This window comes from Neorhizobium sp. SOG26, from assembly GCF_003491345.1.
In the GTDB taxonomy this organism is placed as follows: Bacteria; Pseudomonadota; Alphaproteobacteria; order Rhizobiales; family Rhizobiaceae; genus Neorhizobium; species Neorhizobium turbinariae.
Map to the genome: position 1 here is coordinate 2,543,742 of NZ_CP025512.1, position 23,517 is coordinate 2,567,258.

Consider the following 23,517-nt stretch of genomic DNA (forward strand, 5'->3'; position numbering starts at 1 on the left):
AGGAGGCTCCGTCCCGCAGAGGAGGAAGTAAAACATGACCATGAAATCGATCCTGGCGGGTGCAGCACTCGCCCTGATGTCCACGACGGCAGCCTTTGCCGGCGATGTCCGCATCATGTGGTATTCCGACGGCGTGGAAGGCGAGGTCATGAAGGACCTGGTCGACCGCTTCATGAAGGAAAATCCGGGCATCAACGTCATTCTCGACAACGTCGCCTATGGCGTCGTGCGCGAACAGCTGCCGGTGCAGCTCGAAGCCGGCAACGGCCCGGATATCGCCCGCGTGGCGCAGATCAAGGATCTGTCCCGCCACTGGCTCGACCTTCGCCCGCTCGTCAAGGATCCGGCCTACTGGGATGAGAACTTCGGCGCCCAGGCAGACTGGATGCGCCCCGACGGTTCCAACCAGATCTCCGGCTTCATGACGCAGATCACGCTGACCGGCGGTTTCGCCAACAAGACCCTGTTCGACCAGGCCGGCGTGCCGGTCCCGGGTCCGGAGGCAACCTGGGAAGACTGGGCAGCCGCGACCAAGAAGGTCAAGGAAAGCCAGCAGATCCCTTATGCCATGGCGATCGACCGCTCCGGCCACCGCATCACCGCACCGCTTCTGTCCTATGGCGCGAACTATATCGGCGCCGACGACAAGCCGGCCCCGATCGACGCAGGCGCCAAGGACTACCTCACCAAGTTCGTGGGTTGGGTCGAAGACGGCACCATGGCCAAGGACGTCTGGGTCTCGGCTGCCGGCACCACCTATCGCGCCGCCGCCGACGATTTCATCAACGGCCAGCTAGCCTTCTATTATTCCGGCTCCTGGCAGGTTGCGAACCTTGCCACCAAGATCGGCGACAACTTTGACTGGGTTGCGACCGGCAGCCCGTGCGGTCCGGCCGCCTGCACCGGCATGCCGGGTGGCGCAGCCCTCGTCGCCATCAAGTACACCAAGAACCCGAAGGACGTTGCAACCTTCATGGACTGGTTCGCTCGCGAAGAGATCGTCAAGGAATTCTCCGAGCGCACCCTCTTCCTGCCCGGCCACAAGGCCGTGGTTGAAAAGGGTGGCCTGAGCTTCAAGAGCGACAACGAGCAGGCCAAGGCTGCGCTCACCAAGTTCGTCGAAGCCAGCAAGACGACCTCGGACATCGCGCTGAAGCTGCCGGCCTGGCGCTGGTCGGATACTTTCTATGCCGCCATCGTCACCCGCGTCAGCCAGGCGCTCGCCGGCGAGTTGAAGATCGAGGACGCATTCGGCCGCATCGACGCCGACATCGCCCAGAAGGTCAAGGATGCCGGTCAGTAAGAACAAGTCGGGAGCCGGCGGAGCGGGTTAGGCCCCTCATCCGCCTGCCGGCACCTTCTCCCCGTTCTGACGGGGAGAAGGACGTATGCCGCGCCGTCCCGGTTTCCCCTCGCAGCGCTTGTGGGGTTTCCAAGGACGGGCGAGACACGTGGCTCTCTGAGCTGGGTGCACCGAGCGAAGCGGAGGCGGGGTGAGGGGCAGCCCCAGCGATGATCGTCGGGAGTGACTTTTAAAATATGACAAAAACAGCTTTCTCCTCCCTCCTGATGACACCGGTGAATGCGCTGATGCGCATCGTCGACGCGCCGCTGCGCCGCCTGCAGAAGGCGACCGGCATCAGCGGCATGGCCGCCTTCTTCCTGGCGCCGAACATGCTCATCTTCGGCATCTTCGTGTTGCTGCCGCTCGTCATCAACTTCGTCTACTCGATGACCGGCGGCACCGCCTTCTTCCTGTCCGAGCGCAGCTTCGTCGGCGGCGAGCAGTATGCCCGCCTTTTCAGCTGCGTCGATTACCTTGACCCTATGTCCTGCCAGGAGGATGCCTTCTGGACTGCGGTCGGCAACACCTTCTGGTTCGTGCTGTTGCAGGTCTCGCTGATGATCCTGGCGTCGCTGGTGACGGCGCTGATCCTCAACCGCGATCTCGTTGCCCGCTCCTTCTGGCGCGCCGTCTTCTTCTTTCCCGTGCTTCTGTCGCCGGTCGTCGTCGGCCTCATCTGGAAATGGATCCTGCAGCGACAGGGCCTGCTCAACTACATCCTCTACCAGTTCGGCGCCGAGCCCTACAGCTGGCTGACCGACCGCACCTGGACCTTCGCCGCCACCATCGGCGTCTCGATCTGGGCGCATATGGGCCTCTACACGCTCATCCTTCTCGCCGGCCTGCAGGCGATCCCGAAGGACCTTTACGAAGCCGCCGAAATGGACGGCACCCGTCCTGCCCGCGTTTTCTGGCGTATCACGCTGCCGCTTCTGGCGCCGAACCTTCTGGTGGTCGTGGTGCTTGCCCTCATCAAGGCCGTGCAGGTCTTCGACGAAGTCTATGTGCTGACCGGCGGCGGCCCCGGCACCAGCACGCTCTACCTCACGCAGTATATCTACGAGACCGGCTTTGCCTCGGCGCTGCGCAATCCGGGGCTGGCGGCCGCCGCCTCCATCCTCATGGGTCTCGTGCTCGTTGTCCTCACGCTGCTGCAACTGGGCGTCGGACGACGCAGTGAAAACAAGGGAAAACGCTGATGGGTGCGGCTGCGCGTTTCATTCTGCGCCGTAAAGGCGGCCCGGGCGGCAGAGGCTGGCACTGGACGGACATCGTCACGTGGGTCTGGCTCATCGGCGGGCTCGTCATCATGTTCGGCCCGGCCGTCTGGCTCACCTTCTCGTCCTTCAAGACGCCGGCGGCGCTCAACGAGTTCCCGCCGTCGATCCTGCCTTACGTCACCAGCCAGGCGACGGTCGAAGGTTACGACAAGCCGCTGCAGCTCTATGACGCCAAGATGCCGGACGGCTCGACACGCGTGCTCGCCGAAGTGCGCCGCATTGGCATCATGGCGCAGATGGTTGATCCGAAGGCGCCGGGCGAGATCATCCGAGTCAACATCAACGACCGCACACCGGTTCGCAGCGTCTCCTTCGCGACGGAGAACTACACCGAGCCCTTCGTGCATTTCGATTTCCTGCGCTACCTGTGGAACTCGGTCTTCGTCACCGTGGTGGCGACGCTGATCACCCTGATCGTCAATTCCATGGCCGCCTTCGCGCTGTCAAAATACGAGTTCAGGGGCCGCAACCTCGCCATGCTGATCATCCTGGCCACCCTCATGGTGCCGCTCTCGGTCATCATGGTGCCGCTTTATTCGATCATCTCGACGCTGGGCATGTTCAACAGCCTCTGGGGTGTCATCCTGCCGACGGTTGCCACGCCGACGGGGGTCTTCATTCTGCGCCAGTACATGCTGACGATCCCCGATGAACTGATCGATGCCGCGCGCATGGACAAGGCGTCCGAATGGCAGATCTACTGGCGCATCGTCCTGCCGCTCACTGCGCCGGCGCTCGCCGTGCTTGCCATCTTCTCGGTGGTCTGGCGCTGGAACGACTTCCTCTGGCCGCTGATCGTGCTGTCGCGCCGCGAGCTCTACACGTTGCAGGTGGGCCTCAGCATCTATTCCGGCGAGCTGAACGTCCAGTGGCACTTCATTCTGGCCATGACCGTCGTCACCATGATCCCGGTCGTCCTCGTCTTCATCTTCTTGCAGCGCTTCATCACCACCGGCATTGCCGGCACCGGCTTGAAATAAGGAATACCTATCGATGGGCGAAATCAAACTCAGCGATGTCAACAAGTCCTACGGCTCGGTGCATGTCCTCAAGGATATCGACCTCCACATCAAGGACGGCGAGTTCATCGTCTTCGTCGGTCCGTCGGGCTGCGGCAAGTCCACCCTGCTGCGCACCATTGCCGGGCTGGAGAAGATCACGTCCGGCGAGATCAAGATCGACGGCAAGCGCGTCAACGATGTTTCCGCTGCCGATCGCGGGCTCGCCATGGTGTTCCAGTCCTATGCACTCTATCCGCATATGACGGTGCGCCAGAACCTCGCCTTCGGGCTCGAAAACTCCAACATGCCGAAGGCTGAGATCGCCGAACGCATCGGTGAAGCGGCCCGCATGCTGGAAATTGACCAGTATCTCGACCGCCGCCCGGGCCAGTTGTCCGGCGGCCAGCGCCAGCGTGTTGCCATTGGCCGCGCCATCGTGCGCCGTCCCACGGCCTTCCTGCTCGACGAGCCCCTGTCGAACCTCGATGCCGAGCTTCGTGTTTCCACCCGCGCCGAGCTTGCCGCGCTTCACGCCCGCATCGGCTCGACGATGATCTATGTCACCCACGACCAGGTGGAGGCGATGACGCTCGCCCACCGCATCGTCGTGATGCGCGCCGGCAAGATCGAACAGGTCGGCACGCCGCTCGACCTCTACAACACGCCAGCGAACCGCTTTGTCGCCGGCTTCATCGGCGCCCCGCACATGAACTTCCTCTCCGCCCAGGTGGTTGAGGTCGACCCCGCGTCGGTGACGCTCACCATCGGCGGCAGCCACAGGCTCCTCGTGCCGCTGGCTGGCCACAAGCTGTCGGTCGGCGAGAAGCTGACCGTGGGTATCCGCCCGCAGCACATCACGCTGGCAAGCGACCCGGGCAGCCTCACGGTCAAGGTCCGCCTGGTCGAGGCGCTGGGCTCCGAAACGGTGATCCATGCCGACCTGCATGGTGAAAAGCTGCTCGCCGTCGTTCAGGGCCAGAAGCAGATTACGCCCGGCGACGAGGTGCATTTCTCGGTGGCCGGCGCGCCGCTGCACCTCTTCGACAACAACGGCCTGCGCGTCGGCGCCTGATCCACGCTGTCCTCGTTGGCAAGGATGGCGGGATCAAACTGAAGACAACCGATGTGCTCGGGGAGAGCGACCTCTTCGGCCTCATCGACCGCATGCCTATGCGCCAGAACGAGAAGAGCTAACTCGTCGCGTTGCGCAGCCATCGCCCTGATTGACCTACGTCCCTGCGTTGCCCCTCATCCGCCTGCCGGCACCTTCTCCCCGCCCGCGGGGAGAAGGGATATGCCGCGACGTCCCCACACGCCCCGACATCGAGCAGGGCACGTCCCCTCTCCCCGTTCAAACGGGGAGAGGGTTAGGGTGAGGGGCAACGACATCGCATAGACGAACTTGGTGAGGGGGTCACAAATCCGCCAACCTCGCTTGAAGCGTGGAAGTTTTTCCACCCCACCTTCAACAACATCAGCGACTTAACCAAATTATCGCCCCCGTTTATCCACGCTCTTCCGCCTGCCTCTACACTAAGCCCGTTCCGCTTCGGCTACACCGGTCCGCATAACCGGCGAGGCGGGACCGGTGGTCTGGGAAGGCGCCCTTATGCAGGCGCCCGCCCGGAAGCTGCGCAGAAAATGGTCTGCCCCTGAACAAGGCGTGCGTGTGTCGCACACAACCCGGCCCACCAAGAACAACAAGAGGGGCCGCCGCAGACGGACCGGAGTTGCGCGGAAAAACACACTGAACGGGGCGCTGAGAGGTGTCACATAAAACTAAAACTTAAGAGGCAGCTTTCAGCGCCCCGGCCGAAATCAAAAATCCGAGATCGCCAAGGGATGAGTCTGCCCACTGGGCCGCACAGGGATGCCGAACATGAGCCAGCAGGAACTTACCGAATACGAAGAGCGGCGCCGCGCCGATCATATCGAAATTTGCCGCGCCACAGCAACGTCCTTGTGCATCCGCAACCGACTCTGCAACCTGCGCGAATGCCGTCGCAAACGTGTCTGCAGCGGCCCCATGGTTGCCTCCCCGCATCAGGCATGGACTGTTCGCGCCCAACAGGAAGTCGGCCTCAGCGGAAAAGCCTGCGCCGACCTTCCCTTGTGCATTGCGCACAAGAGCAGGGAGACCTTCGCCATCTACATGACCGTCATGGGCACATATCGTAAGCTATGGCTCGATGACCCCATGACCGACCTTATGCCAACCGCCGTCATGTCTGTGGCCATGCGGCGCCTGTCTCCAAAGAGGTCTTGACTTCATGACCCCGCCGTCCGACTTCATCGACGACAAAAGGAAGGAATGAGCCCATGACCGAAGCCGCCAGAACGACCGTTGATCAGGAACAGGTGGAATGGTTCTCGCAGCGCGCGGCCGAGTGGTGGGATCCGACCGGCAAGTTCAAGCCGCTCCACAAGTTCAACCCGGTACGGCTTGGTTATATCCGCGACCGTGCCTGCGAAAATTTTGGTCGTGACCCGAAGGCGCATCTGCCGCTGTCGGGCCTGCGGGTTCTCGATATCGGCTGCGGCGGCGGCCTCCTGTCAGAACCGGTGGCCCGCATGGGCGCAACCGTGGTTGGCGCCGATCCGTCTGAAAAGAACATCGGCATCGCCTCCACCCATGCGGCGGAAACCGGAACCTCGGTGGACTACCGCGCCGTCACTGCCGAACAGCTTGCCGAAGCGGGCGAGAGCTTTGACATCGTGCTCAACATGGAAGTGGTCGAACATGTCGCCGACGTCGACTTCTTCATCAGCACCTGCGCCAAGATGGTCCGCCCCGGCGGCCTGATGTTCATCGCCACCATCAACCGCACCTTCAAGGCCGGTGCGCTTGCCATCTTTGCGGCCGAAAACGTCCTGCGCTGGCTGCCGAAGGGCACCCACCAGTATGAAAAGCTGGTCCGCCCTGAAGAACTGGAAAAGCCGCTCAATACCAGCGGGATGCATGTCATCCACCGCACCGGCGTCTTCTACAACCTGCTGCAGGACCGCTGGAATTTGTCGTCCGACATGGACGTCAACTACATGCTGCTCGCCAGGCGCGAGGGCTGATCGCCGATCGCGCCCTTGGCCTTTGAATGGCCGGGACGTCTGGCTGTCAGTTCGCGTCTTCCGGCAGGACCGGCAGCGGCGCAACGTCGATGCCTTCCTCGAGCAGTTCCTTCACCTCGACCAGGCTCGCCTGGCCGATGATGCCGCGGGCGTCCGCTTCGCCGTAATGGATCTTGCGGGCCTCTTCGGGAAACTTTTCGCCGACATCTTCCGCGTTGGATTTGATCTCGGCGATCACCTGCTTGATCTTGGCGATCGCTTCCTGGCGCGCCATGTCCATCACCATCTCGCGCTTGGCTTCCTTCTTGCGCGCGGTGGAAACGGAAGGCGACATCAGCGTCTTGGAGATCGACGCAGAATGGCAGGTTGGGCAGGTCAGGAAGCCGCTCTTCACCTGGCTGTCAAAATCGGCGCTCGTCGAGAACCACCCCTCGAACTGATGGGCGTTCTCGCAGGACAGGGAATACTTGATCAAGCGGCAACACCTCCAACCGCCTCGGTTACGGTTTGAAGCGTGAACTCGCGGGCGTTCTTGAGGTTCGGGATCTTGGCGCGTGCTGCATGCACGGCACTGAGATCGATGTCAGCGACGAGGATTTCTTCGCCTGCCCCGCCGGCCACGGCGAGCACCTTGCCCCATGGGTCGACGATCATCGAATGGCCATAGGTTTCGCGGCCATCCTCGTGCACGCCACCCTGGGCAGCCGCAATCACGAAGGCGCCGTTTTCGATCGCACGGGCACGCAGCAGGACTTCCCAATGCGCCTCACCCGTCTGGCGGGTAAAGGCCGCCGGCACGGTCAGGATCTCGGCCCCGGCCAGAGCCTGCGTCCGGAAGAGCTGCGGGAAACGCACATCGTAGCAGATCGCAAAGCCGAGCTTGCCGATCGGCAGCGTGGCAACGCGTGCCTCGGCGCCCGCCTGGTAGGCGGAACTTTCCCGCCAGCTTTCACCATTGTCGAGGTCCACGTCGAACATGTGGATCTTGTCATAGGTCGAGACCAGCTTGCCGCCCGGCGCAAAAAGAACCGCCCGGTTGGCGATCCGGCCGCCTTCCTGCTGCGGATCGTCGATCGCGATCGCCGTGGAACCAACATGCAGATAGATGTTCAGCTCCTGCGCCAGCCGGCGGGCGGTGGACACCACGACATCGGTCGCCTCGTCGCGCAGCTGTGCACGCATCGCCTTGCGGTCACGCTGCAGCGCGCCGGTCATCTCCGGCGTCTGGATATAGGTCGCACCTTGCCGGGCCGCCTCGCGCACCAGCCGCTCCATGTCGGCAGAATTGCGCTCGGTATCGACGCCGGAACACATCTGGATGGCGGCAGCCTTGAAGGTCATCTCGGTCCTCAGGCGGCAAGCATCGGATCAAGCTTGCCCGCGCGTTCCAGCGCATGCAGGTCGTCGCAACCACCGACATGCTCGCCATTGATGAAGATCTGCGGGAAGGTCGCGCGGCCATTGGCCTTGCTGATCATTTCCTGGCGCAGTTCCTGCGAATAGGTCGCGTCGTGCTCGGTGTAGGCAACGCCCTTGGATTCCAGCAGGGACTTTGCACGAGCGCAGTAGCCGCAATATTCGCGGGTATAAATGGTGACATCGGCCATGATCATCTCCAACGCGCCCGGCTGGGGAGGAAGCAGAAAACGGGCGTGGGTTTAAACTGTCATCACTTGTCATATAGGCCCGGTGACGGCCATTGCAAAGGTCAAAACCGTGACCTCGGCGGCACCTGCTTTCTTCAGCGCCCGGATTGCGGAGGCGACGGTGGCACCGGTCGTATAGACGTCATCGACCAGCACCAGCCGCTTGCCGAACACATCCGGCTCATGCCCCGCCGCCACCTTGAAAGCAGCGCGAAGATTATCCTCGCGCGCCGTCGCCGAAAGCCCCACCTGCCGTTTCGTGCGCTTCACGCGCTGCAGCGTCTCGGGAAGAAACGGCCGGCCCGACAGGATCGACAGATGTCGCCCGAGTTCTGCCGCCTGGTTGAATTTGCGCCACACGAAGCGGCTGCGATGCAAGGGAACCGGTATGATCCCGTCGCAGTTGGTGAGGTGACCTTCCGCGGCCCGCAACATCCATCCGGCCATCATCGGGGCAAGGTCGGTGCGGTCGCGATACTTGAGCGCATGGACGAGGTCGCGGGCCCTGCCTTCGAAGATCACCGAGGATCGCAGCCGATCGAAGACCGGCGGATTGGCAATCGCCTCGGCCGAAAGCATGCCGGGACCGGGGTCATAGGAGAAAGGCAGCCCGAGCACGTCGCAGAACGGGCGTTCGATGAAACGGATCTCGCTCCAGCAGGATGGGCAGAAGGCGCGATGCGTCCCGGTGATCACCGAGCAGCCGGGACAAACGGACGGAAAAACCAGATCGCCTAGCCATTTCGTCCACCCCGCGGCGAACGAAGCTATAGTTGAAACAGCTTGAGCCCCTGGTTTGGCGGACATGGGTTGACAATATGGGTTGCGAGACGCTTCTGCGCCTCCAGGAAACAAGTGGACGACAATGGACGTAATCTTCGACGAAAAACTCATCCAGGCAAGGCGGAAAAAGGCCTACCTGGCGCGGGATGAAAAGGCAGGCTTCCTTCTGGAGATCGCAAGCCAGGAACTGGCCGACCGGCTGGCTGTCGTCGAGCGTCATTTCGATGTCGCCGTCGAACTGCATGGCGGCAGTGGCGTCACCGCCACGGAAGCGACTGCCACGGGCAAGATCGGCAGCATCCGTCGCATCGAGACAGACGAGATCTACGCCCGCCCGGGCGAGCAGATCGAAGTCGCCGGCTTGGAAGAGATCCCGCTGGAACCGGCCTCCGTCAATCTTGTACTGTCACCGCTTGCCCTGCACCTCGTCAATGATACGCCGGGGGCGCTCATTCAGATCCGCCGCGCCCTCAAGCCGGACGGGCTGCTGCTTGCCGCCATCCCCGGCTCCGGCACGCTCGCCGAACTGCGCGACGTTCTGCTGTCGGCCGAGGCCGAGCTGACGGGCGGCGCCAGCCCGCGGGTCATTCCCTTTGCGGATGTGCGCGATATCGGCGCGCTCCTGCAGCGTGCGGGATTTGCCCTGCCGGTGGTGGATATCGAGACCTATACGGTCCGGTATGACTCGCTGTTTGCGCTGATGCGCGACCTGCGCGCCATGGGCATGGCCAATCCGCTGGTTGGCCGCAGCCGCACGCCGGTGACGCGGGCCTTCTTCATGCGGGCGGCGGAACTTTATGCCGAACGCTACTCTGACCCCGATGGCCGCATCCGGGCGACCTTCTCGATCATCTATGTCTCGGGCTGGGCGCCGCACGAGAACCAGCAGAAGCCGTTGCGGCCGGGTTCGGCAAAGGTGCGACTGGCTGACGCGCTTCGGGCGGCAACCGAAAGCGACGGCAAGGAGAACTGATCAGGGAGCCGGCTGCTCGATCTTGGTTTCGATCGCGCCGAATGTGTCCTTCAGGGCGGTGGCGAAGGTCCCGAAGCCGCCGATCAGGGCGACGGCCATGATCGCGGCAAGCAGCCCATACTCCACGGCAGTCGCGCCGCATGTATTGCGCATGAATGTCCGCAGGAGACGCATGAACCGCCTTTCGTTGTCGGCAACCACCGTTGATAAGGGTGATGATAGCCGCAAAGTGTTAATCAGCAGTCATCACCGTTGCTATAACCTTGCACAACACAGACCGCGCCCGGCGTATCCTGCAGAATGCTTCGGCGAATGGTGTAATTCTTCTTGCCCTTGTCGGAGGGCTTGATCGAGCCCGTGGTCAGAAGGTCAAAATCCTGATGGATCTGCGCCATGCGCTTGCCGTCATCGCGGTTGGCAAGCATGGGGGTGACGATGAGGGACAGAGCAATGGCAGCGGTGCCAAAAAGCAGCGCGATGTTCAGCGCGCCGGTCCTGCTGGAACCATGTGCCCGCTTGCGGACCGGCACGGTTCTCCAGAATTCCTCGTCCATGCCTCAAAAACCTCGTCTACGCGACACCTGAGATAGCTCAAGGAGAGTGGCACGTTCGCCTAAACGATCAGTTAACGCGAGGTGAATTCGAAGCTTCTAATTTGACCGGTTTCTGCCGTGATCAGAGGAGATCCTGGAGGATCGGGATCAGCGGCTCGTCGGCGGGCGGCATCGGGTAGTCGCGCAGCGCGTTCGGCCGCACCCACTTGATCGCCTGGCCTTCGCGGCCGGTCGGGATGCCCTCGAAGCGACGGCAGACGTAAAGCGGCATCAACAGGTGGAAGGTCTCGTAACTGTGGCTCGCGAAGGTGAGCGGCGCAAGGCACGGGATGCGGGTGGTGATGCCGAGCTCTTCCTCGAGTTCGCGCACGAGCGTTTCTTCCGGAGTCTCGCCCGGCTCCACCTTTCCACCCGGAAACTCCCAGAGCCCGGCAAGCGCCTTGCCTTCCGGGCGCTGCGCCAGAAGGATGCGGCCGTCGCTGTCCACCAGTGCGCAGGCGGCAACCAGAAGCAGCTTGCGTGGGGTCTCGCTCATGCGCCTGATCCTTCCTTTGCCGACCGCCAGTAACGGTACTGGTAGGCCCGGCGGAAACCGAATTTTTCGTAGAGCGCCAAGGCCGGCAGGTTTTCTGAGACGACTTGCAGCCAGGCGGTGCGGGCGCCGCTGATGCGGGCCCAGCGAAGGGCCGCGGTCAGGATCTCGGTGCCGATCCCGGCCCGTCTCGCACTCTCGGCAACCGCAAAGGACATGATGCCGGCAAGGTCGTTGTCCTGCACGCAAAGGAGCGTGGCGACCGAACCGAGATTGCGATCCTGCTTGATGAAGAAACCGGAATTCGGCCGGATCCCGCTCAGGATCTGGCAAAGCCCGTCCCTGTGCGTCGGATCTTCCGCGCCGACCGAAAGGCTCGCTTCAATGAAGCGGTTGACATCATGGCTTGGCAGGTAATCCAGCGTGTCTGGCAATTCCATGCCAACGAGATCCGCCGTCAGGACATCGACGGTCTCGAACACTCGCCAGCCGATCCTGTCGAGATGTTCGAGCATCGGAACCGGAGCCAGTGGCGTTTCACGCACCAACAGCCGGCGCCCCCCGGCAGCAAACTTTGCGGCAGCCTTTTCCAGACGCCGGTCCATGTCCCGATGGTCAGACGGGTCGAGCGGCACGATGCAGTTCAGGCGCTTAGACGGATGGCCGGGGGTGAGCCGCACCTGCCAGCTGCCGTCATAAACGACGGATGCCGCAGGCCATGCCCTGAACCCGACCGCTTCGAGCCTGCGCACGAGCGGCAGATCGTTTCCTGATGATAGGCTTTGGATCAACGTCAATCAGCTCCGGTAGTCGCCGTTGATCGCTACATATTCCTTCGTGAGGTCGCAGGTCCAGACGGTGGCACGCCCTTCACCAAGGCCAAGATCCACCCGCACCGGAATGTCCTGCTGCTTCATCACGTTCGACGCCGCTTCCTCGGAGTAATCCGGATCGCGCTCACCGTTGACGGCAACCCGCACGTCGCCGAACCAGATCGCCAGGCGGTCGCGGTCTGCAGCCTCACCCGCCTTGCCGACGGCCATTACGATACGACCCCAGTTGGCGTCCTCGCCGGCAGCCGCCGTCTTGACGAGCGGGGAATTGGCAATCGAAAGCGCGATGGTCTTTGCCGCCGCATCGCTTTCTGCGCCGGTGACGGTGATCTCCAGCATCTTCGTCGCACCTTCACCATCGCGCGCGACCTGGATCGCAAGGTTCTTCAAGAGGTCGTTGAGTGCGGCACGGAAGCCTTCCAGCGCCGGATCATCGGCGGTTTCGATCCGCTTCTGGCCATCGGCAGCCGCGGCACCCGTCGCAAACAGCATCAGCGTATCGGAGGTCGAGGTGTCGCTGTCGACCGTCATGGAGTTGAAGCTCGGGCCGACACCCGCCGAAAGCAGGGCCTGAAGGGCAGCAGGGGCGATATCGGCATCGGTGACGACAAACGAGAGCATGGTCGCCATGTCCGGCGCGATCATGCCGGCACCCTTTGCGATGCCGTTGATCGTGATCTTCACGCCGCCAATCTCCGCGGTACGGGTCGCGACCTTCGGATAGGTATCCGTCGTCATGATCGCCTTGGCCGCTTCGTGCCAGAAGTCGCCGGTGGCGGTCTTGTTCATGTCGCCGAGCACGCCGGCAAACTTGCTTGCATCGAGCGGCTCGCCGATAACGCCGGTCGAGGCGAGGTAGACTTCATTCTCGCTGCAGCCGACGGCTTCGGCTGCCGACTTCGCCGTCAGCGCCGTCGCAGCCTTGCCCTTCATCCCGGTAAAGGCGTTCGCATTGCCGGAATTGACAACAACGGCACGGGCGACGCCGTGCGGCAGATTGGTGCGGCAGAAATCGACCGGTGCCGAGGGGCACTTCGACTTGGTGAACACACCCGCGACCGCGGCCGGCTTGTCGAACACCATCAGCAACACGTCGGTGCGGTTCGTATACTTGATGCCGGCTGCAGCCGTTGCCATGCGAACGCCGCGCACTGCCGGCATGTCAGGATAGGATTTGGGAGCGAGCGGAGAAATGGAAGCTGACATGGGCGGAGAACCTGCAAGGACATATGGAAAAGGCCCGGAGTGATCCGGGCCTGGTTTCGCGAAACGATGGCTTACTGCTGGGCCGGAGCCGCCTCGGGGGCGTCTGCGCCTTCCTGCATCTTGCTCACATCCTCATAACCCTTCTTGAGGGCCGGATCGACGATCTCGATCTGCTGCTCGGCCTTGGCCTTGTTGATCAGCGCGATGTACTTGTCGCGCATGACGAGCTGCTTCACCTGGTCCTGGACCTGTTCGAAGGCCGGCGGCGGCGCGTCGCGCTTTTCTTCAAGCTTGATGACGTGGAAACCGAACTGGGTCTGCACCGGAGTCTTGGTGTAGGCGCCCTTCTCAAGACCGAAGGCAGCCTCTTCGAATTCCGGAACCATCTGGCCACGGCCGAACCAGCCGAGATCACCACCTTCGTCCTTGTTGGAATCCTGCGACTTTTCCTTGGCGAGCGCTGCGAAGTCACCGCCCTTGTCGAGGTTGGCGATGATGTCCTTGGCCTCTTCCTCGGTCTTCACCAGGATGTGGCGTGCATGGGCTTCTTCCTGCTTCGGAAGGGCCGCAATTTCCTTGTCGTAACGCGCCTTCACCTCTTCAGGCTTGGTGGCGTCGATGACGTGCTTGCGGAAGTATGCGTTATGAAGCTCGCGGCCTTCGATATAGGCCATGCGCTTCTTGAAATCCTCGGAGTCCTTGAGGCCTTCCTCAGTGGCGCCGGATGCCAGGAGCTTCACGTCGATTGCGCCGGAAAGGGCTGCAACCTTCTTCTGCTCGTCCGGAAGCTGCGCCAGCTGCGGGTCGAGGTTCTGCACGGCCAGGTCGAGTTCGGACTGACGGATCTCAAGCGCGCCGACCTTGGCAACAACGGGATCTTCGGCCGCGAATGCTGGTGCTTGGCATAGTATCGCTGCGGCAAGAGCAGCCGTTGCGAGGAATTTATGGCGCAACATCAAGTTACCTTTCAACATAGGTGCCGGTCTCAGCCTAGCCTGATTCCGGCCGGAAATGCTTCACAAACACCGGATTGTGGCCATTCTGTATCGGCCATCACCGTTGACATCATTCGACCCCCCTCTTATCTGTCACGCAACTTCGCGTCCAGCAGAGTTTCCGGGCGTTCCGGCTCATTTTGTCGTCATCCGAATGCGACTCCCCGTCGGCTTCGAGATAGACTGGAGCACGGTCCGCACCACACGAAACTGATACCAGAAAGGACCATTTGCATGGTCAGCTTTGGCGGCATTGCCCGCAAACTGTTCGGTTCGGCCAACGATCGCCGCGTCAAGGGCTACAAGCCCAAGATCGATGCCATTAATGCCATCGAGGAAAAGACGAAGGCGCTGACAGACGAGCAGCTAGCCGCACAGACGGCCGAGTTCAAGAAGCTTCTGGCGGAAGGCAAGACGCTCGACGACATCCTCGTCCCGGCCTTTGCCGTGGTTCGCGAGGCATCGCGGCGCGTGCTTGGCATGCGGCCCTTCGATGTCCAGTTGACTGGCGGCATGATCCTGCATGACGGCGCCATCGCCGAAATGAAGACCGGTGAAGGTAAAACCCTCGTCGGCACCCTGCCCGTCTACCTCAACGCGTTGTCCGGCAAGGGCGTGCATGTCGTGACGGTCAACGACTACCTCGCCCAGCGTGACGCTGCCACCATGGGGCGCCTCTACGGCTTCCTGGGGCTGACGACCGGCGTCATCGTGCATGGTCTCGACGACGACCAGCGCCGCGCGGCTTACGCCTGCGACATCACCTACGCGACGAACAACGAACTCGGCTTCGACTACCTTCGCGACAACATGAAGTACGAGCGCTCGCAGATGGTCCAGCGCGGCCACAACTATGCGATCGTCGACGAAGTGGACTCGATCCTCATCGACGAAGCGCGCACGCCGCTGATCATCTCCGGCCCGCTCGACGACCGCTCCGACCTTTACACCACGATCGACGCCTTCATCCCGAAGCTGTCGCCGGAAGACTACGAGATCGACGAAAAGCAGCGCTCGGCCAACTTCTCCGAAGCCGGCACCGAGAAGCTCGAAGGCCTGCTTCGCGAAGCTGGTCTCCTGAAGGGGGAATCCCTCTATGACGTCGAAAACGTCGCGATCGTCCACCACATCAACAACGCGCTGAAGGCCCACAAGCTCTTCACCCGCGACAAGGACTACATCGTCCGCAACGACGAGATCGTCATCATCGACGAGTTCACCGGCCGCATGATGCCGGGCCGCCGCTATTCGGAAGGCCAGCACCAGGCGCTCGAAGCCAAGGAAAAGGTGACGATCCAGCCGGAGAACCAGACCCTCTCCTCGATCACCTTCCAGAACTACTTCCGCATGTACACCAAGCTTGCCGGCATGACCGGCACGGCCTCGACCGAAGCGGAAGAGTTCGCCAACATCTACAAGCTCGAAGTGGTCGAAGTGCCGACCAACTTGCCGATCCAGCGTATCGACGAGGACGACGAGGTCTACCGGACCTTCGACGAGAAGTTCAAGGCGATCATCGCCGAGATCAAGGACGCCCACCAGCGCGGCCAGCCGGTGCTTGTCGGCACCACCTCGATCGAGAAGTCCGAACTTCTCGCCAACATGCTGCGCCAGTCCGGCTTCAACGACTTCAACGTCCTGAACGCCCGGTACCACGAGCAGGAAGCCTATATTGTCAGCCAGGCGGGTGTTCCCGGCGCGGTGACAATCGCCACCAACATGGCAGGCCGCGGTACCGACATCCAGCTCGGCGGCAATATCGACATGCGCCTGGAGCGTGAGCTGGAGGGTATCGAGGACGAAAACGAACGTCGCGCCAAGGAAGCTGCTATCCGCGAGGAAGTAAAGCAGCTTAAGGAGAAGGCGCTCGCTGCCGGCGGTCTCTACGTCATCGCCACCGAGCGGCACGAAAGCCGCCGCATCGACAACCAGCTGCGTGGCCGCTCCGGCCGCCAGGGCGACCCGGGCCGTTCGAAGTTCTACCTGTCGCTTCAGGACGACCTGATGCGCATCTTCGGCTCCGACCGCATGGACAGCATGCTGCAGAAGCTTGGCCTGAAGGAAGGCGAGGCAATCGTCCATCCGTGGATCAACAAGGCGCTTGAGCGTGCACAGAAGAAGGTCGAAGCCCGCAACTTCGATATCCGCAAGAACCTTCTGAAATACGACGACGTGACCAACGACCAGCGCAAGGTCATCTTCGAGCAGCGCATCGAGATGATGGATGCCGAGGACCTGTCCGACGTCGTGGAAGAAATGCGCAACGAGGTCATCGATGTCCTCGTCACCAAGCACATTCCCGAACGCGCCTATGCCGAACAGTGGACGGCAGCCGAGCTTCGCCAGGATGTGGCCCGCTTGCTCAACCTCGACCTGCCGATCGAAGAATGGGCGAAGGAAGAGGGCATCGGCGAAACCGACATCCGCGAGCGCATCACCGAAGCGGCCGACAAGGCTGCTGCCGATCGTGCCGAACGGTTCGGCCCCGAGATCATGCGCTATGTCGAGCGCTCTGTGCTGCTCCAGACGCTGGATCACCTGTGGCGCGAGCACATCGTCAACCTCGACCACCTGCGCTCGGTTATCGGTTTCCGCGGCTACGCTCAGCGCGATCCGCTGCAGGAATACAAGGCGGAAGCCTTCGAGCTCTTCCAGGCGCTTCTGGCCAATCTGCGCGAAGCCGTCACCTCGCAGTTGATGCGCGTCGAGCTGGTTCAGAACCCTGAGCCGCCGCAGCCGCCGTCGGTCTTCGACGAGCAGCATATCGACCCGCAGACGGGCACGAACGAGGCAAACGGCTTCAGCGGCGAAGACTTCATCGCCGCACCGGAAGACCGCCGCCCCGAAGATCCGTCGACCTGGGGGCGCGTCGGCCGCAACGAGGCCTGCCCCTGCGGTTCGGGCAAGAAATACAAGCACTGCCACGGCGCCTTCGAGCAGGCCTGAGGCAGGAAGCTTCAGAAGTTGAAACGCCGCCTTCGGGCGGCGTTTTGCGTTGTGGACTACCAGTTCCGCCAAGGTTCCGGCGAACCGTTTGTTAACCCTGCTGTGGCAACACTTGCCCGCATTGTCCCGTCGGCTCTACGAGTATTGCGTGCCCCTCATGGCGGTCATTGAAACAGCGGAAAGATTGCTTCCGCCTGGCTTGAGGGCCCGGCTTTTTCCGCTTACGCAAAAACTCCAGTCGATGCTGACGAGCGATAGCGACACAGCGCAGGCGCAACGGCGCGCGCTCACCGCCTTCGTTATCCGCATTGCCAGTGCCGCCATCGCCTTCATCTCGCAGATCGTGCTGGCGCGGCTGATGGGCGAGTTTGAATATGGCATCTTCGCCTTCGTCTGGGTGCTGGTGATCCTCGCCGGCAACCTCTCCTGCCTCGGCTTCCACACCTCGATCATCCGCTTCCTGCACCAGCATATGGCTGAGGGTGATATCAATACCGTGCGCGGCCTGAACCTTGCCGTACGCGTGATCGCAGTCGGTTCGGCCAGTGTGGTTGCTGCGCTCGGCTTCCTGTTCCTTTCCATCTTCGGTGAGACGATCGAGCCCTATTATCTCGTGCCGGTGACGCTGGCGCTCTTCACCATGCCGATGATCGCGCTCGGCGACGTGCTTGACGGCACCGCCCGCTCCAACAACTGGACGGCGGTGGCGCTGACGCCGACCTACCTGATCCGCCCGACGCTGATCCTCGTCTTCATGCTCATCTCGCTTTGGCTGGGCGCGCCGCATACGGCGATGACTGCCATGGAGGCGGCGCTTGCCGCAACTTATGTCACGACGCTTTTCCAGTTGCTGCGACTGACGTTCCGGCTTCGCAAGCTCTATGGCAGGGGCGATATGCGCTTTGCGCCACGGCCATGGCTGCGGGTCTCCCTGCCGCTCTTCCTGGTCGACGGCATCGGCTTTCTGCTGACCAATGCCGACGTCGTCGTCGTTGGCCTCTACCTGCCGCCGGACCAGGTCGGCATCTATTACGCTGCGGCGAAGACCATCGTGCTCGTGCAGTTCGTGTATTTCTCGATCAAGGCGGCTGCCGGTCCGCGTTTCTCCGCCCTGATGGCCGAGGGCGACATGGCTTCGCTTTCCGCCTTTGCGGGTCAGACGGTGCGCTGGACCTTCTGGCCATCGCTTGCCGTCGGGCTTGCCGCGCTGGCACTCGGGGAGCTGCTGCTGTCGCTCTTCGGCAGCGCCTTTACCGCCGGCTACCCACTGATGGCGATCCTGTTTGCCGGCATCCTGGCCAAGTCTCTCGTGGGGCCGGGCGAAGTGCTGCTGTCGATGACGGGACGGCAGAACCTCTGCGTGCTCGTTTACGCCGCCACCCTTCTCGCCAGCATCGGCCTTTACATGGTGCTGATCCCGCGCTTCGGCCTGACGGGCGCGGCGATGGCGGCCGCGCTCGCGATGATGATCGAGGCGGTGCTGCTGCATCTCGTCGTGCGCCGCACGCTGGGTATCGTGCTTTTCGCCTTCGCCTCCCCCTCCCCTTCCGCATCTTCAAGGGCCTTGTGACCATGGCGCAACCTCCCATCGGCCAGGATCCCATAGGCAGCGGCGGCAGCCTTCTTTCGATGATGCAGCCATTCCGCGCCAACCGCCCCGATGCCGACATGCGGCTGCAGATCGGCCGCCCGAGCCGCGAGCTCTGCCTTTACCCGGCAGCCTTTGGATACGACCTTCAGGAAGAACTGGAATTTCTCTCCAACCGGGCGATGGAACCCAACATCTTCTTCTCGGCCCGACTGCTGGCACCTGCCATGCCACGCGTCGAAGACAAGCAGGTGCGTTTCGCATTGATCCGCGACGAGCAGGGCGAGCGCAGCCGCATGCGGCTTCTGATGCCGTTCACGGTGGAGAAGCCGGGCTTTTCCATGGGTGCCTCGATCATCCGCGTCTGGGCAAACCCGTTCGGTCCGCTCGGCACGCCTTTGGTGGATGCCGAAGATGCGGCCGAGACCATGGACAATCTTCTCGAGGCCTTGGCTTCGCGCGAACTGCGGTTGCCGCCGGTGCTCGTGCTGCCGGAGATGCGGCTGAACGGACCCTTTGCCCAGTTGATGAAAGCGGTCGCGATTGGTCGCAACCTGCCGGTCTCCGTTACCAGTCCTTACCTGCGGCCGATGCTGCAGAGCGACCAGGATGGCGAGACCTACCTGAAGCACGCCGTCTCGCCGCATCACTTCCGGGAACTGCGCCGCACCTGGCGCAATCTTTCAGCCCAAGGCGATCTCACCTATTCCGTCGCCCGCCAGCCGGAAGAGGTACGCTTGCGGATGGAGGAATTCCTGGCGCTTGAGGCAAAGGGCTGGAAGGGTCGCCGCCGCTCGGCGCTGATCAACGACCGCTACCGCTCGGCGTTCGCCCGCGAGGCCATCACCAACTTGGCCGAAATCGATGCCGTGCGCATCCACACCGTCGACCTCGACGGGCGCGCCATCGCCTCGCTGATCGTCTTCATCATGTCCGGTGAAGCCTATACGTGGAAGACGGCCTATGACGAGGCCTATGCCCGCTACTCGCCCGGCAAGCTGCTGATGATGAAGCTGACCGAATGGCATCTGGAAGACGCCAACATCATGCGCACCGACAGCTGCGCTGTGCCGGACCACCCGATCATGAGCCGCTTTTGGGAAGAGCGCGAGGAGATGGGAACGCTGGTGATCGGCCTTGACCAGAACGGCGACCGCGACGTGCGCCAGGTGGGCGCCCAGCTTCACCTTTACCGCAACACGCGCAACGTTGCCCGGCTGTTGCGCGAAAAGATCCTGTCAATCGCCGGCCGTTCAGAATAATTCCTGCTCGGCCGCCGCCTGTTCGCGCAGCAGCCGGCGGATGACCTTGCCGGTGGTGGTGAGCGGGATCTCGTCCACGAAAACCACCTCGCGCGGATATTCGTGCATGGAAAGCCGCGTCTTCACCCATTCGCGGATCTCGGCCGCCAATTCATCGCTCGGTGAATACCCTTGCGCGAGCACAATACAGGCCCGGACAATCTCCGTGCGCACCGGGTCCGGCTTGCCGACCACGGCAGCGAGTTGCACTGCTGGATGGGCAATCAGGCAATCCTCGATCTCGCTCGGGCCGATGCGATACCCGGACGAGGTAATGACATCATCGTTCCGGCCGACGAACTCGATGTAACCGTCCGTATCCTGCCGCCCGAGATCGCCCGTCAGCAGCCAGTCGCCCGCGAACTTGGCTCTGGTCGCCGCCTCATCGTCGAAATAGCCGATGAACATCACCGGATCCGGCCGTCGCGCGGCGATCTGACCGATTTCGCCAACCGGCAAGACGTCACCATCCTCGTCCACGATCGCTACCTCGTGGCCCGGCACCGGCTTTCCGATGGCGCCGGCTCTCGAGATACCGAGGCCCGCAGATGAACCAAGCACGAAATTGCACTCCGTCTGGCCAAACAGCTCGTTCACTGTTACGCCGAGTGCTGCCCTCGCCCACTCAAACGTTTCGCGACCGAGCGCCTCCCCAGCCGAGGTGACCGTGCGCAGGTCGAAATCGAAGCGACGGCGCGGATCGGCAACCGCCTTCATCAGGCGCAGCGCCGTTGGCGGGATAAAGGCATTGCGCACCTGCATTTCGGCCATGATGCGGAAGGCCATCTCCGCTTCAAACTTCTGCGCCGGCGACGACACGACCGGGATGCCGAGCATCAGGGCAGGCAACAGCACGTTGAGGAGGCCGCCAGCCCAGGCCCAGTCGGACGGGGTCCAGATGCGGTCGTCGGGCTGGGGCGCCTGCTCATGCCCGAACTGGAAGCCGGGGATGTGGCCGGCCAATACCCGGTGGCCATGCACCGCCGCCTTCGGCGGACCGGTGGTGCCGGAGGTAAAGATCATCAGCGCCGGATCGTCAGGCCCGGTCTCGACAACATCGAAACGCGACGGGTGCGCGCAAACAAGCTCCTCGAACGACAGGGCACCGGGCACCTCGGCTTCGTCGCCGCAGAAGATCACATGCTTGAGATCGGCAAGCCGTTCCGCCAGCCCATCAAGCCGCGTCAGCCCGAACTTGTTGGTGATGATGGCGACCGCACCGGCAGCCCGCAAACGGTATTCCAGCGCTTCCGCGCCGAACAGCAGCGCCAGCGGCAAGGCGACAGCGCCCATCTTGTAGATCGCCACATGGGCGATCACCGTCTCGAAACACTGCGGCAGGAGCAGCGCGACGCGATCGCCTTTCTGCACGCCAAGCGAGACGAAGGCATTGGCCAGCGCGGCGGAACGGGCCGAGAGCTCTCCGTAGGTGAGGCTGAGGTGCCGGCCATCCGGCGAAAAATGCTGCAGGCAGACCCGGTCGGGCGACGTGGCCGCGCAGGCATCGCTGACGATCTCGCCGATGTTGAATCGCGCCGGGATATTCCAGACGAAGCTCTCGCGGAGCTCCTGGTATGATGTGCCGGCAGGCAGTTTCATCGGCGGTCATCTCGCTTTTTGCCGCAGCTAACATCGTTGAAGCTTGAAATACAAGCGGGTGCACCCGGGACTTGGCGGCTCCTGTGTGGTCATCGAGATCCTGCAGTTCAGCCTTGCAAGGCGAGGCAGGGCCATGTTAGAGCGCTTGACATACCGACCGTGCCCCGTTGGCGGAATTGGTAGACGCGCCTGACTCAAAATCAGGTTCCGAAAGGAGTGCTGGTTCGATTCCGGCACGGGGCACCACCTCAATTTTTCGGCATTGTTTTTATTGGTCTTTCTGGTACCGAGTGACCAGATAATTTAAATGACCAGAAATTTCTGGACACATTTGTTCTTGTTCAGTCCCTCTCCTCCTCTTCCTGATCATCGTCCAGAAGATTGATCGCGCTCTCGGCGAGAAGCCTTTGATTCGCCGCTTTGGTGTACCGTGTCACCTCCTTCGAGGTGGTGTGGCCGGTCACCGACATGATCTGCTTCTCGGTCGCGCCACGCTCCGCCAAGCGAACTGATGCTGCCTTGCGCAGGCCGTGAGCGCTGCAATGCGGAAGGCCTGCAGCATCGCACTGGTCGCGGAACCAGTTGCCGAAACCGGCCGACGTGAACCCTTTGTTGAAGGCTGTGACCAGGAACGTCAGGTCTCCCACTGGCGAGGCATCGATGATGCGCTGCAGCTTCGGGTGGATCGGGATCTCCAGCGTGATCGGCTTCCGGTTCCGCCCCTTGAACTGAGTGAACTTCAGGCTTCCGTTGCTAATGTGCTGCCGGCCGAACTGGACAATGTCGCTTCGGCGCTGGCCGGTGTAGAGCATCAAAGCCAAGGCGAGCCGCGCCTTGGTGCCGATCGGATGCGCGGCCTCGAAGGCGGCAATCTCTTCCTCCGTCCATGAATGAAAGCCGTCGCCGTGCTGCGGGAAGTAGGCCACGTCGCGCGCAGGGTTGTTCGGCATCAGCTCAACATCGGGCTTGCAGGCCCATGACAGGACGGCGCGCAGAGCCTTGATGCGGCTGTTGGCAGCCTCGGGCGTCTCAGCCTTCCTGTCTCGCAGAACGCGCACGGCCTTGGCCGTGAATGCCGACAGCGGCATATCCTCGTACAGCCGTTCGCTGTCTTTCTTGAGGGGTTCGGCCCACATGTGCTCGATGATCAGCTTACGCACATGGCGGGTGCGCTGATCGAGACGCTTGTATTCGGCGGACTGGAAGTATTGCTCGCAGAGCCACCGGAAGGTGTTCTTGGTGGACAGCTTCGGGCCTCTTGGCTCGGCATCACCCGTGCCGTTCAACGCCTTGTAGTAGGCCTCGTTGAACTCGTCGCTTCCCGGCACGCCCGGAAGGCGCACCTTCTTCTGGCCGCGCCTCCGGAAGTAAAAGCGCAGCACTCCATCGGTGGTATCTTCAACGATGTATTTCTTGGCGAACTTCTTTGGCATCAGACTTCCACCGACCAGTCATCCGCGTCGTCGGTATCTCCACCAGGCAGACGCGTGAACGCCCGGTCAAGCGCCAGGCGGTCCCAGATCGTGCGGGCGTTCGCCTTCTTCGGCTTCGGCATTCTGCCATCGCCTACCATTTCGTCAAACAAGCTCGCCGATACGCCGACATAAGCCGCGGCCTGTTCTCGCGCGAGGCCGCGTGGTGGCAACGAGATCGGAAGAACCTCAGCGCGCTGTGCTCTCATCTTTGCCTTCCTTGTTTTTGCGGATCGCGCTGGTCTTGTGATCGAGGCGAACGTTCGTCAGGATAGCCGGCCGTCGACTGGGGCGCGGACATAGCTCGTCGGGAGTAGCCCCTCCGCCCAAATGAGTAGTGCGGTCGGACTCGCGCTTATTGTAGAAAAAGAGAATATATCTTCCGAGCTCGCGCAGA

24 protein-coding genes and 1 tRNA gene are annotated in these 23,517 nt (G+C 62.3%); 12 read left to right on the forward strand and 13 right to left on the reverse strand.

Annotated elements, in window-relative coordinates:
• Positions 1–34: 34 nt before the first annotated feature.
• The 7 genes from CYG48_RS12555 (at position 35) to ubiG (ending at position 6,692) form a co-directional block, all read left to right on the forward strand.
• Positions 35–1,303 carry an ABC transporter substrate-binding protein gene (locus CYG48_RS12555; RefSeq protein WP_118850689.1) on the forward strand — a complete coding sequence of 423 codons (1,269 nt, stop codon included), beginning with the start codon at positions 35–37 and terminating at the stop codon, positions 1,301–1,303.
• Between the two features lie 236 nt (positions 1,304–1,539).
• Positions 1,540–2,544, forward strand: coding sequence for a carbohydrate ABC transporter permease (locus CYG48_RS12560; protein ID WP_118850690.1), 1,005 nt, complete (start codon positions 1,540–1,542; stop codon positions 2,542–2,544).
• Positions 2,544–3,605 (forward strand): carbohydrate ABC transporter permease, encoded by a 1,062-nt coding sequence (locus tag CYG48_RS12565; RefSeq protein ID WP_118850691.1) that lies wholly within the window; start codon positions 2,544–2,546, stop codon positions 3,603–3,605. Before CYG48_RS12560 ends, CYG48_RS12565 begins: the two co-directional genes overlap by 1 nt.
• 13 nt (positions 3,606–3,618) lie before the next feature.
• Positions 3,619–4,698 (forward strand): ABC transporter ATP-binding protein, encoded by a 1,080-nt coding sequence (locus CYG48_RS12570; protein WP_118850692.1) that lies wholly within the window; start codon positions 3,619–3,621, stop codon positions 4,696–4,698.
• Positions 4,698–4,820 (forward strand): DUF4174 domain-containing protein, encoded by a 123-nt coding sequence (locus CYG48_RS22895; RefSeq protein ID WP_445304339.1) that lies wholly within the window; start codon positions 4,698–4,700, stop codon positions 4,818–4,820. Before CYG48_RS12570 ends, CYG48_RS22895 begins: the two co-directional genes overlap by 1 nt.
• 685 nt (positions 4,821–5,505) lie before the next feature.
• A complete protein-coding gene (locus tag CYG48_RS12585; RefSeq protein WP_150132718.1) occupies positions 5,506–5,892 on the forward strand; it encodes a hypothetical protein in 387 nt (128 codons plus the stop codon).
• 53 nt (positions 5,893–5,945) lie between these two features.
• On the forward strand, positions 5,946–6,692 hold the full coding sequence (gene ubiG / locus CYG48_RS12590; protein ID WP_118850694.1) for a bifunctional 2-polyprenyl-6-hydroxyphenol methylase/3-demethylubiquinol 3-O-methyltransferase UbiG: 747 nt from the start codon (positions 5,946–5,948) through the stop codon (positions 6,690–6,692).
• A gap of 46 nt (positions 6,693–6,738) precedes the next feature.
• On the opposite strand, the gene CYG48_RS12595 is transcribed toward ubiG, so the two are convergent.
• The 4 genes from CYG48_RS12595 to CYG48_RS12610 form a co-directional block, all read right to left on the reverse strand.
• Positions 6,739–7,167: a DUF1178 family protein gene (locus CYG48_RS12595; RefSeq protein ID WP_118850695.1), complete on the reverse strand. Its 429-nt coding sequence runs from the start codon at positions 7,165–7,167 to the stop codon at positions 6,739–6,741.
• A complete protein-coding gene (locus CYG48_RS12600) occupies positions 7,164–8,033 on the reverse strand; it encodes a carbon-nitrogen hydrolase family protein (RefSeq protein WP_118850696.1) in 870 nt (289 codons plus the stop codon). The genes CYG48_RS12595 and CYG48_RS12600 overlap by 4 nt, the downstream gene beginning before the upstream one ends.
• An 8-nt stretch (positions 8,034–8,041) precedes the next feature.
• The gene (gene grxC / locus CYG48_RS12605) at positions 8,042–8,299 is read right to left on the reverse strand and encodes a glutaredoxin 3 (RefSeq protein WP_118850697.1); all 258 of its coding nucleotides are present in this window, start codon (positions 8,297–8,299) and stop codon (positions 8,042–8,044) included.
• 69 nt (positions 8,300–8,368) lie between these two features.
• Entirely contained in the window at positions 8,369–9,145 is a 777-nt protein-coding gene (locus CYG48_RS12610; protein WP_118850698.1) for a ComF family protein, read from the reverse strand.
• Positions 9,146–9,203: 58 nt separating this feature from the next.
• Here CYG48_RS12610 and CYG48_RS12615 point away from each other — a divergent pair, with 58 nt between their 5' ends.
• Positions 9,204–10,094 (forward strand): methyltransferase domain-containing protein, encoded by an 891-nt coding sequence (locus tag CYG48_RS12615; protein WP_118850699.1) that lies wholly within the window; start codon positions 9,204–9,206, stop codon positions 10,092–10,094.
• Here the strand turns inward: CYG48_RS12615 and CYG48_RS12620 are convergent, their stop codons facing one another.
• The 6 genes from CYG48_RS12620 to CYG48_RS12645 form a co-directional block, all read right to left on the reverse strand.
• Positions 10,095–10,247: a Flp family type IVb pilin gene (locus tag CYG48_RS12620; RefSeq protein WP_390920348.1), complete on the reverse strand. Its 153-nt coding sequence runs from the start codon at positions 10,245–10,247 to the stop codon at positions 10,095–10,097. It lies immediately after the preceding gene.
• An 83-nt stretch (positions 10,248–10,330) separates the two neighbouring features.
• Positions 10,331–10,648 carry a hypothetical protein gene (locus CYG48_RS12625; RefSeq protein WP_118850701.1) on the reverse strand — a complete coding sequence of 106 codons (318 nt, stop codon included), beginning with the start codon at positions 10,646–10,648 and terminating at the stop codon, positions 10,331–10,333.
• A gap of 121 nt (positions 10,649–10,769) precedes the next feature.
• Positions 10,770–11,183 carry an 8-oxo-dGTP diphosphatase MutT gene (gene mutT, locus CYG48_RS12630; RefSeq protein ID WP_118850702.1) on the reverse strand — a complete coding sequence of 138 codons (414 nt, stop codon included), beginning with the start codon at positions 11,181–11,183 and terminating at the stop codon, positions 10,770–10,772.
• Entirely contained in the window at positions 11,180–11,968 is a 789-nt protein-coding gene (locus CYG48_RS12635; protein ID WP_445304340.1) for a GNAT family N-acetyltransferase, read from the reverse strand. The genes mutT and CYG48_RS12635 overlap by 4 nt, the downstream gene beginning before the upstream one ends.
• Before the next feature lie 9 nt (positions 11,969–11,977).
• A complete protein-coding gene (argJ, locus tag CYG48_RS12640; protein WP_118850703.1) occupies positions 11,978–13,219 on the reverse strand; it encodes a bifunctional glutamate N-acetyltransferase/amino-acid acetyltransferase ArgJ in 1,242 nt (413 codons plus the stop codon).
• Positions 13,220–13,290: 71 nt separating this feature from the next.
• On the reverse strand, positions 13,291–14,175 hold the full coding sequence (locus CYG48_RS12645) for a peptidylprolyl isomerase (protein ID WP_118850704.1): 885 nt from the start codon (positions 14,173–14,175) through the stop codon (positions 13,291–13,293).
• A gap of 273 nt (positions 14,176–14,448) precedes the next feature.
• Here CYG48_RS12645 and secA point away from each other — a divergent pair, with 273 nt between their 5' ends.
• The 3 genes from secA to CYG48_RS12660 all read left to right on the forward strand — a co-directional run bounded on the left by secA (position 14,449) and on the right by CYG48_RS12660 (position 20,010).
• A complete protein-coding gene (secA, locus tag CYG48_RS12650) occupies positions 14,449–17,160 on the forward strand; it encodes a preprotein translocase subunit SecA (RefSeq protein ID WP_118850705.1) in 2,712 nt (903 codons plus the stop codon).
• Between the two features lie 157 nt (positions 17,161–17,317).
• Positions 17,318–18,730: a lipopolysaccharide biosynthesis protein gene (locus tag CYG48_RS12655; protein WP_118850706.1), complete on the forward strand. Its 1,413-nt coding sequence runs from the start codon at positions 17,318–17,320 to the stop codon at positions 18,728–18,730.
• Between the two features lie 59 nt (positions 18,731–18,789).
• Complete coding sequence (locus tag CYG48_RS12660) at positions 18,790–20,010, forward strand: GNAT family N-acetyltransferase (RefSeq protein WP_245450491.1); 1,221 nt, start codon at positions 18,790–18,792, stop codon at positions 20,008–20,010.
• Here the strand turns inward: CYG48_RS12660 and CYG48_RS12665 are convergent.
• The gene (locus CYG48_RS12665; protein WP_118850708.1) at positions 20,002–21,648 is read right to left on the reverse strand and encodes an AMP-binding protein; all 1,647 of its coding nucleotides are present in this window, start codon (positions 21,646–21,648) and stop codon (positions 20,002–20,004) included. The two genes, CYG48_RS12660 and CYG48_RS12665, sit on opposite strands and share 9 nt — an antisense overlap.
• A gap of 161 nt (positions 21,649–21,809) precedes the next feature.
• On the opposite strand from CYG48_RS12665, the gene CYG48_RS12670 reads away from it, so the two are divergent.
• Positions 21,810–21,894, forward strand: a tRNA-Leu gene (locus tag CYG48_RS12670).
• A gap of 95 nt (positions 21,895–21,989) precedes the next feature.
• Here CYG48_RS12670 and CYG48_RS12675 read toward each other — a convergent pair.
• Together CYG48_RS12675 and CYG48_RS12680 are read right to left on the reverse strand one after the other, a co-directional pair.
• A complete protein-coding gene (locus CYG48_RS12675) occupies positions 21,990–23,081 on the reverse strand; it encodes a tyrosine-type recombinase/integrase (protein WP_118850709.1) in 1,092 nt (363 codons plus the stop codon).
• The gene (locus tag CYG48_RS12680; protein WP_118850710.1) at positions 23,081–23,329 is read right to left on the reverse strand and encodes a hypothetical protein; all 249 of its coding nucleotides are present in this window, start codon (positions 23,327–23,329) and stop codon (positions 23,081–23,083) included. The genes CYG48_RS12675 and CYG48_RS12680 overlap by 1 nt, the downstream gene beginning before the upstream one ends.
• Positions 23,330–23,517: the final 188 nt, after the last annotated feature.

What these genes read in the sequence shown, in the direction of transcription:
- CYG48_RS12555 (WP_118850689.1), top strand. Translation starts at nt 35, where the DNA reads ATGACCATGAAATCGATCCTGGCGGGTGCAGCACTCGCCCTGATGTCC.
- CYG48_RS12560 (WP_118850690.1), top strand. Translation starts at nt 1,540, where the DNA reads ATGACAAAAACAGCTTTCTCCTCCCTCCTGATGACACCGGTGAATGCG.
- CYG48_RS12565 (WP_118850691.1), top strand. Translation starts at nt 2,544, where the DNA reads ATGGGTGCGGCTGCGCGTTTCATTCTGCGCCGTAAAGGCGGCCCGGGC.
- CYG48_RS12570 (WP_118850692.1), top strand. Translation starts at nt 3,619, where the DNA reads ATGGGCGAAATCAAACTCAGCGATGTCAACAAGTCCTACGGCTCGGTG.
- CYG48_RS12585 (WP_150132718.1), top strand. Translation starts at nt 5,506, where the DNA reads ATGAGCCAGCAGGAACTTACCGAATACGAAGAGCGGCGCCGCGCCGAT.
- ubiG (WP_118850694.1), top strand. Translation starts at nt 5,946, where the DNA reads ATGACCGAAGCCGCCAGAACGACCGTTGATCAGGAACAGGTGGAATGG.
- CYG48_RS12600 (WP_118850696.1), bottom strand. Translation starts at nt 8,033, where the DNA reads ATGACCTTCAAGGCTGCCGCCATCCAGATGTGTTCCGGCGTCGATACC.
- grxC (WP_118850697.1), bottom strand. Translation starts at nt 8,299, where the DNA reads ATGGCCGATGTCACCATTTATACCCGCGAATATTGCGGCTACTGCGCT.
- CYG48_RS12610 (WP_118850698.1), bottom strand. Translation starts at nt 9,145, where the DNA reads ATGTCCGCCAAACCAGGGGCTCAAGCTGTTTCAACTATAGCTTCGTTC.
- CYG48_RS12615 (WP_118850699.1), top strand. Translation starts at nt 9,204, where the DNA reads ATGGACGTAATCTTCGACGAAAAACTCATCCAGGCAAGGCGGAAAAAG.
- CYG48_RS12620 (WP_390920348.1), bottom strand. Translation starts at nt 10,247, where the DNA reads ATGCGCAATACATGCGGCGCGACTGCCGTGGAGTATGGGCTGCTTGCC.
- CYG48_RS12625 (WP_118850701.1), bottom strand. Translation starts at nt 10,648, where the DNA reads ATGGACGAGGAATTCTGGAGAACCGTGCCGGTCCGCAAGCGGGCACAT.
- mutT (WP_118850702.1), bottom strand. Translation starts at nt 11,183, where the DNA reads ATGAGCGAGACCCCACGCAAGCTGCTTCTGGTTGCCGCCTGCGCACTG.
- argJ (WP_118850703.1), bottom strand. Translation starts at nt 13,219, where the DNA reads ATGTCAGCTTCCATTTCTCCGCTCGCTCCCAAATCCTATCCTGACATG.
- CYG48_RS12645 (WP_118850704.1), bottom strand. Translation starts at nt 14,175, where the DNA reads ATGTTGCGCCATAAATTCCTCGCAACGGCTGCTCTTGCCGCAGCGATA.
- secA (WP_118850705.1), top strand. Translation starts at nt 14,449, where the DNA reads ATGGTCAGCTTTGGCGGCATTGCCCGCAAACTGTTCGGTTCGGCCAAC.
- CYG48_RS12655 (WP_118850706.1), top strand. Translation starts at nt 17,318, where the DNA reads ATGGCGGTCATTGAAACAGCGGAAAGATTGCTTCCGCCTGGCTTGAGG.
- CYG48_RS12660 (WP_245450491.1), top strand. Translation starts at nt 18,790, where the DNA reads ATGATGCAGCCATTCCGCGCCAACCGCCCCGATGCCGACATGCGGCTG.
- CYG48_RS12665 (WP_118850708.1), bottom strand. Translation starts at nt 21,648, where the DNA reads ATGAAACTGCCTGCCGGCACATCATACCAGGAGCTCCGCGAGAGCTTC.
- CYG48_RS12675 (WP_118850709.1), bottom strand. Translation starts at nt 23,081, where the DNA reads ATGCCAAAGAAGTTCGCCAAGAAATACATCGTTGAAGATACCACCGAT.
- CYG48_RS12680 (WP_118850710.1), bottom strand. Translation starts at nt 23,329, where the DNA reads ATGAGAGCACAGCGCGCTGAGGTTCTTCCGATCTCGTTGCCACCACGC.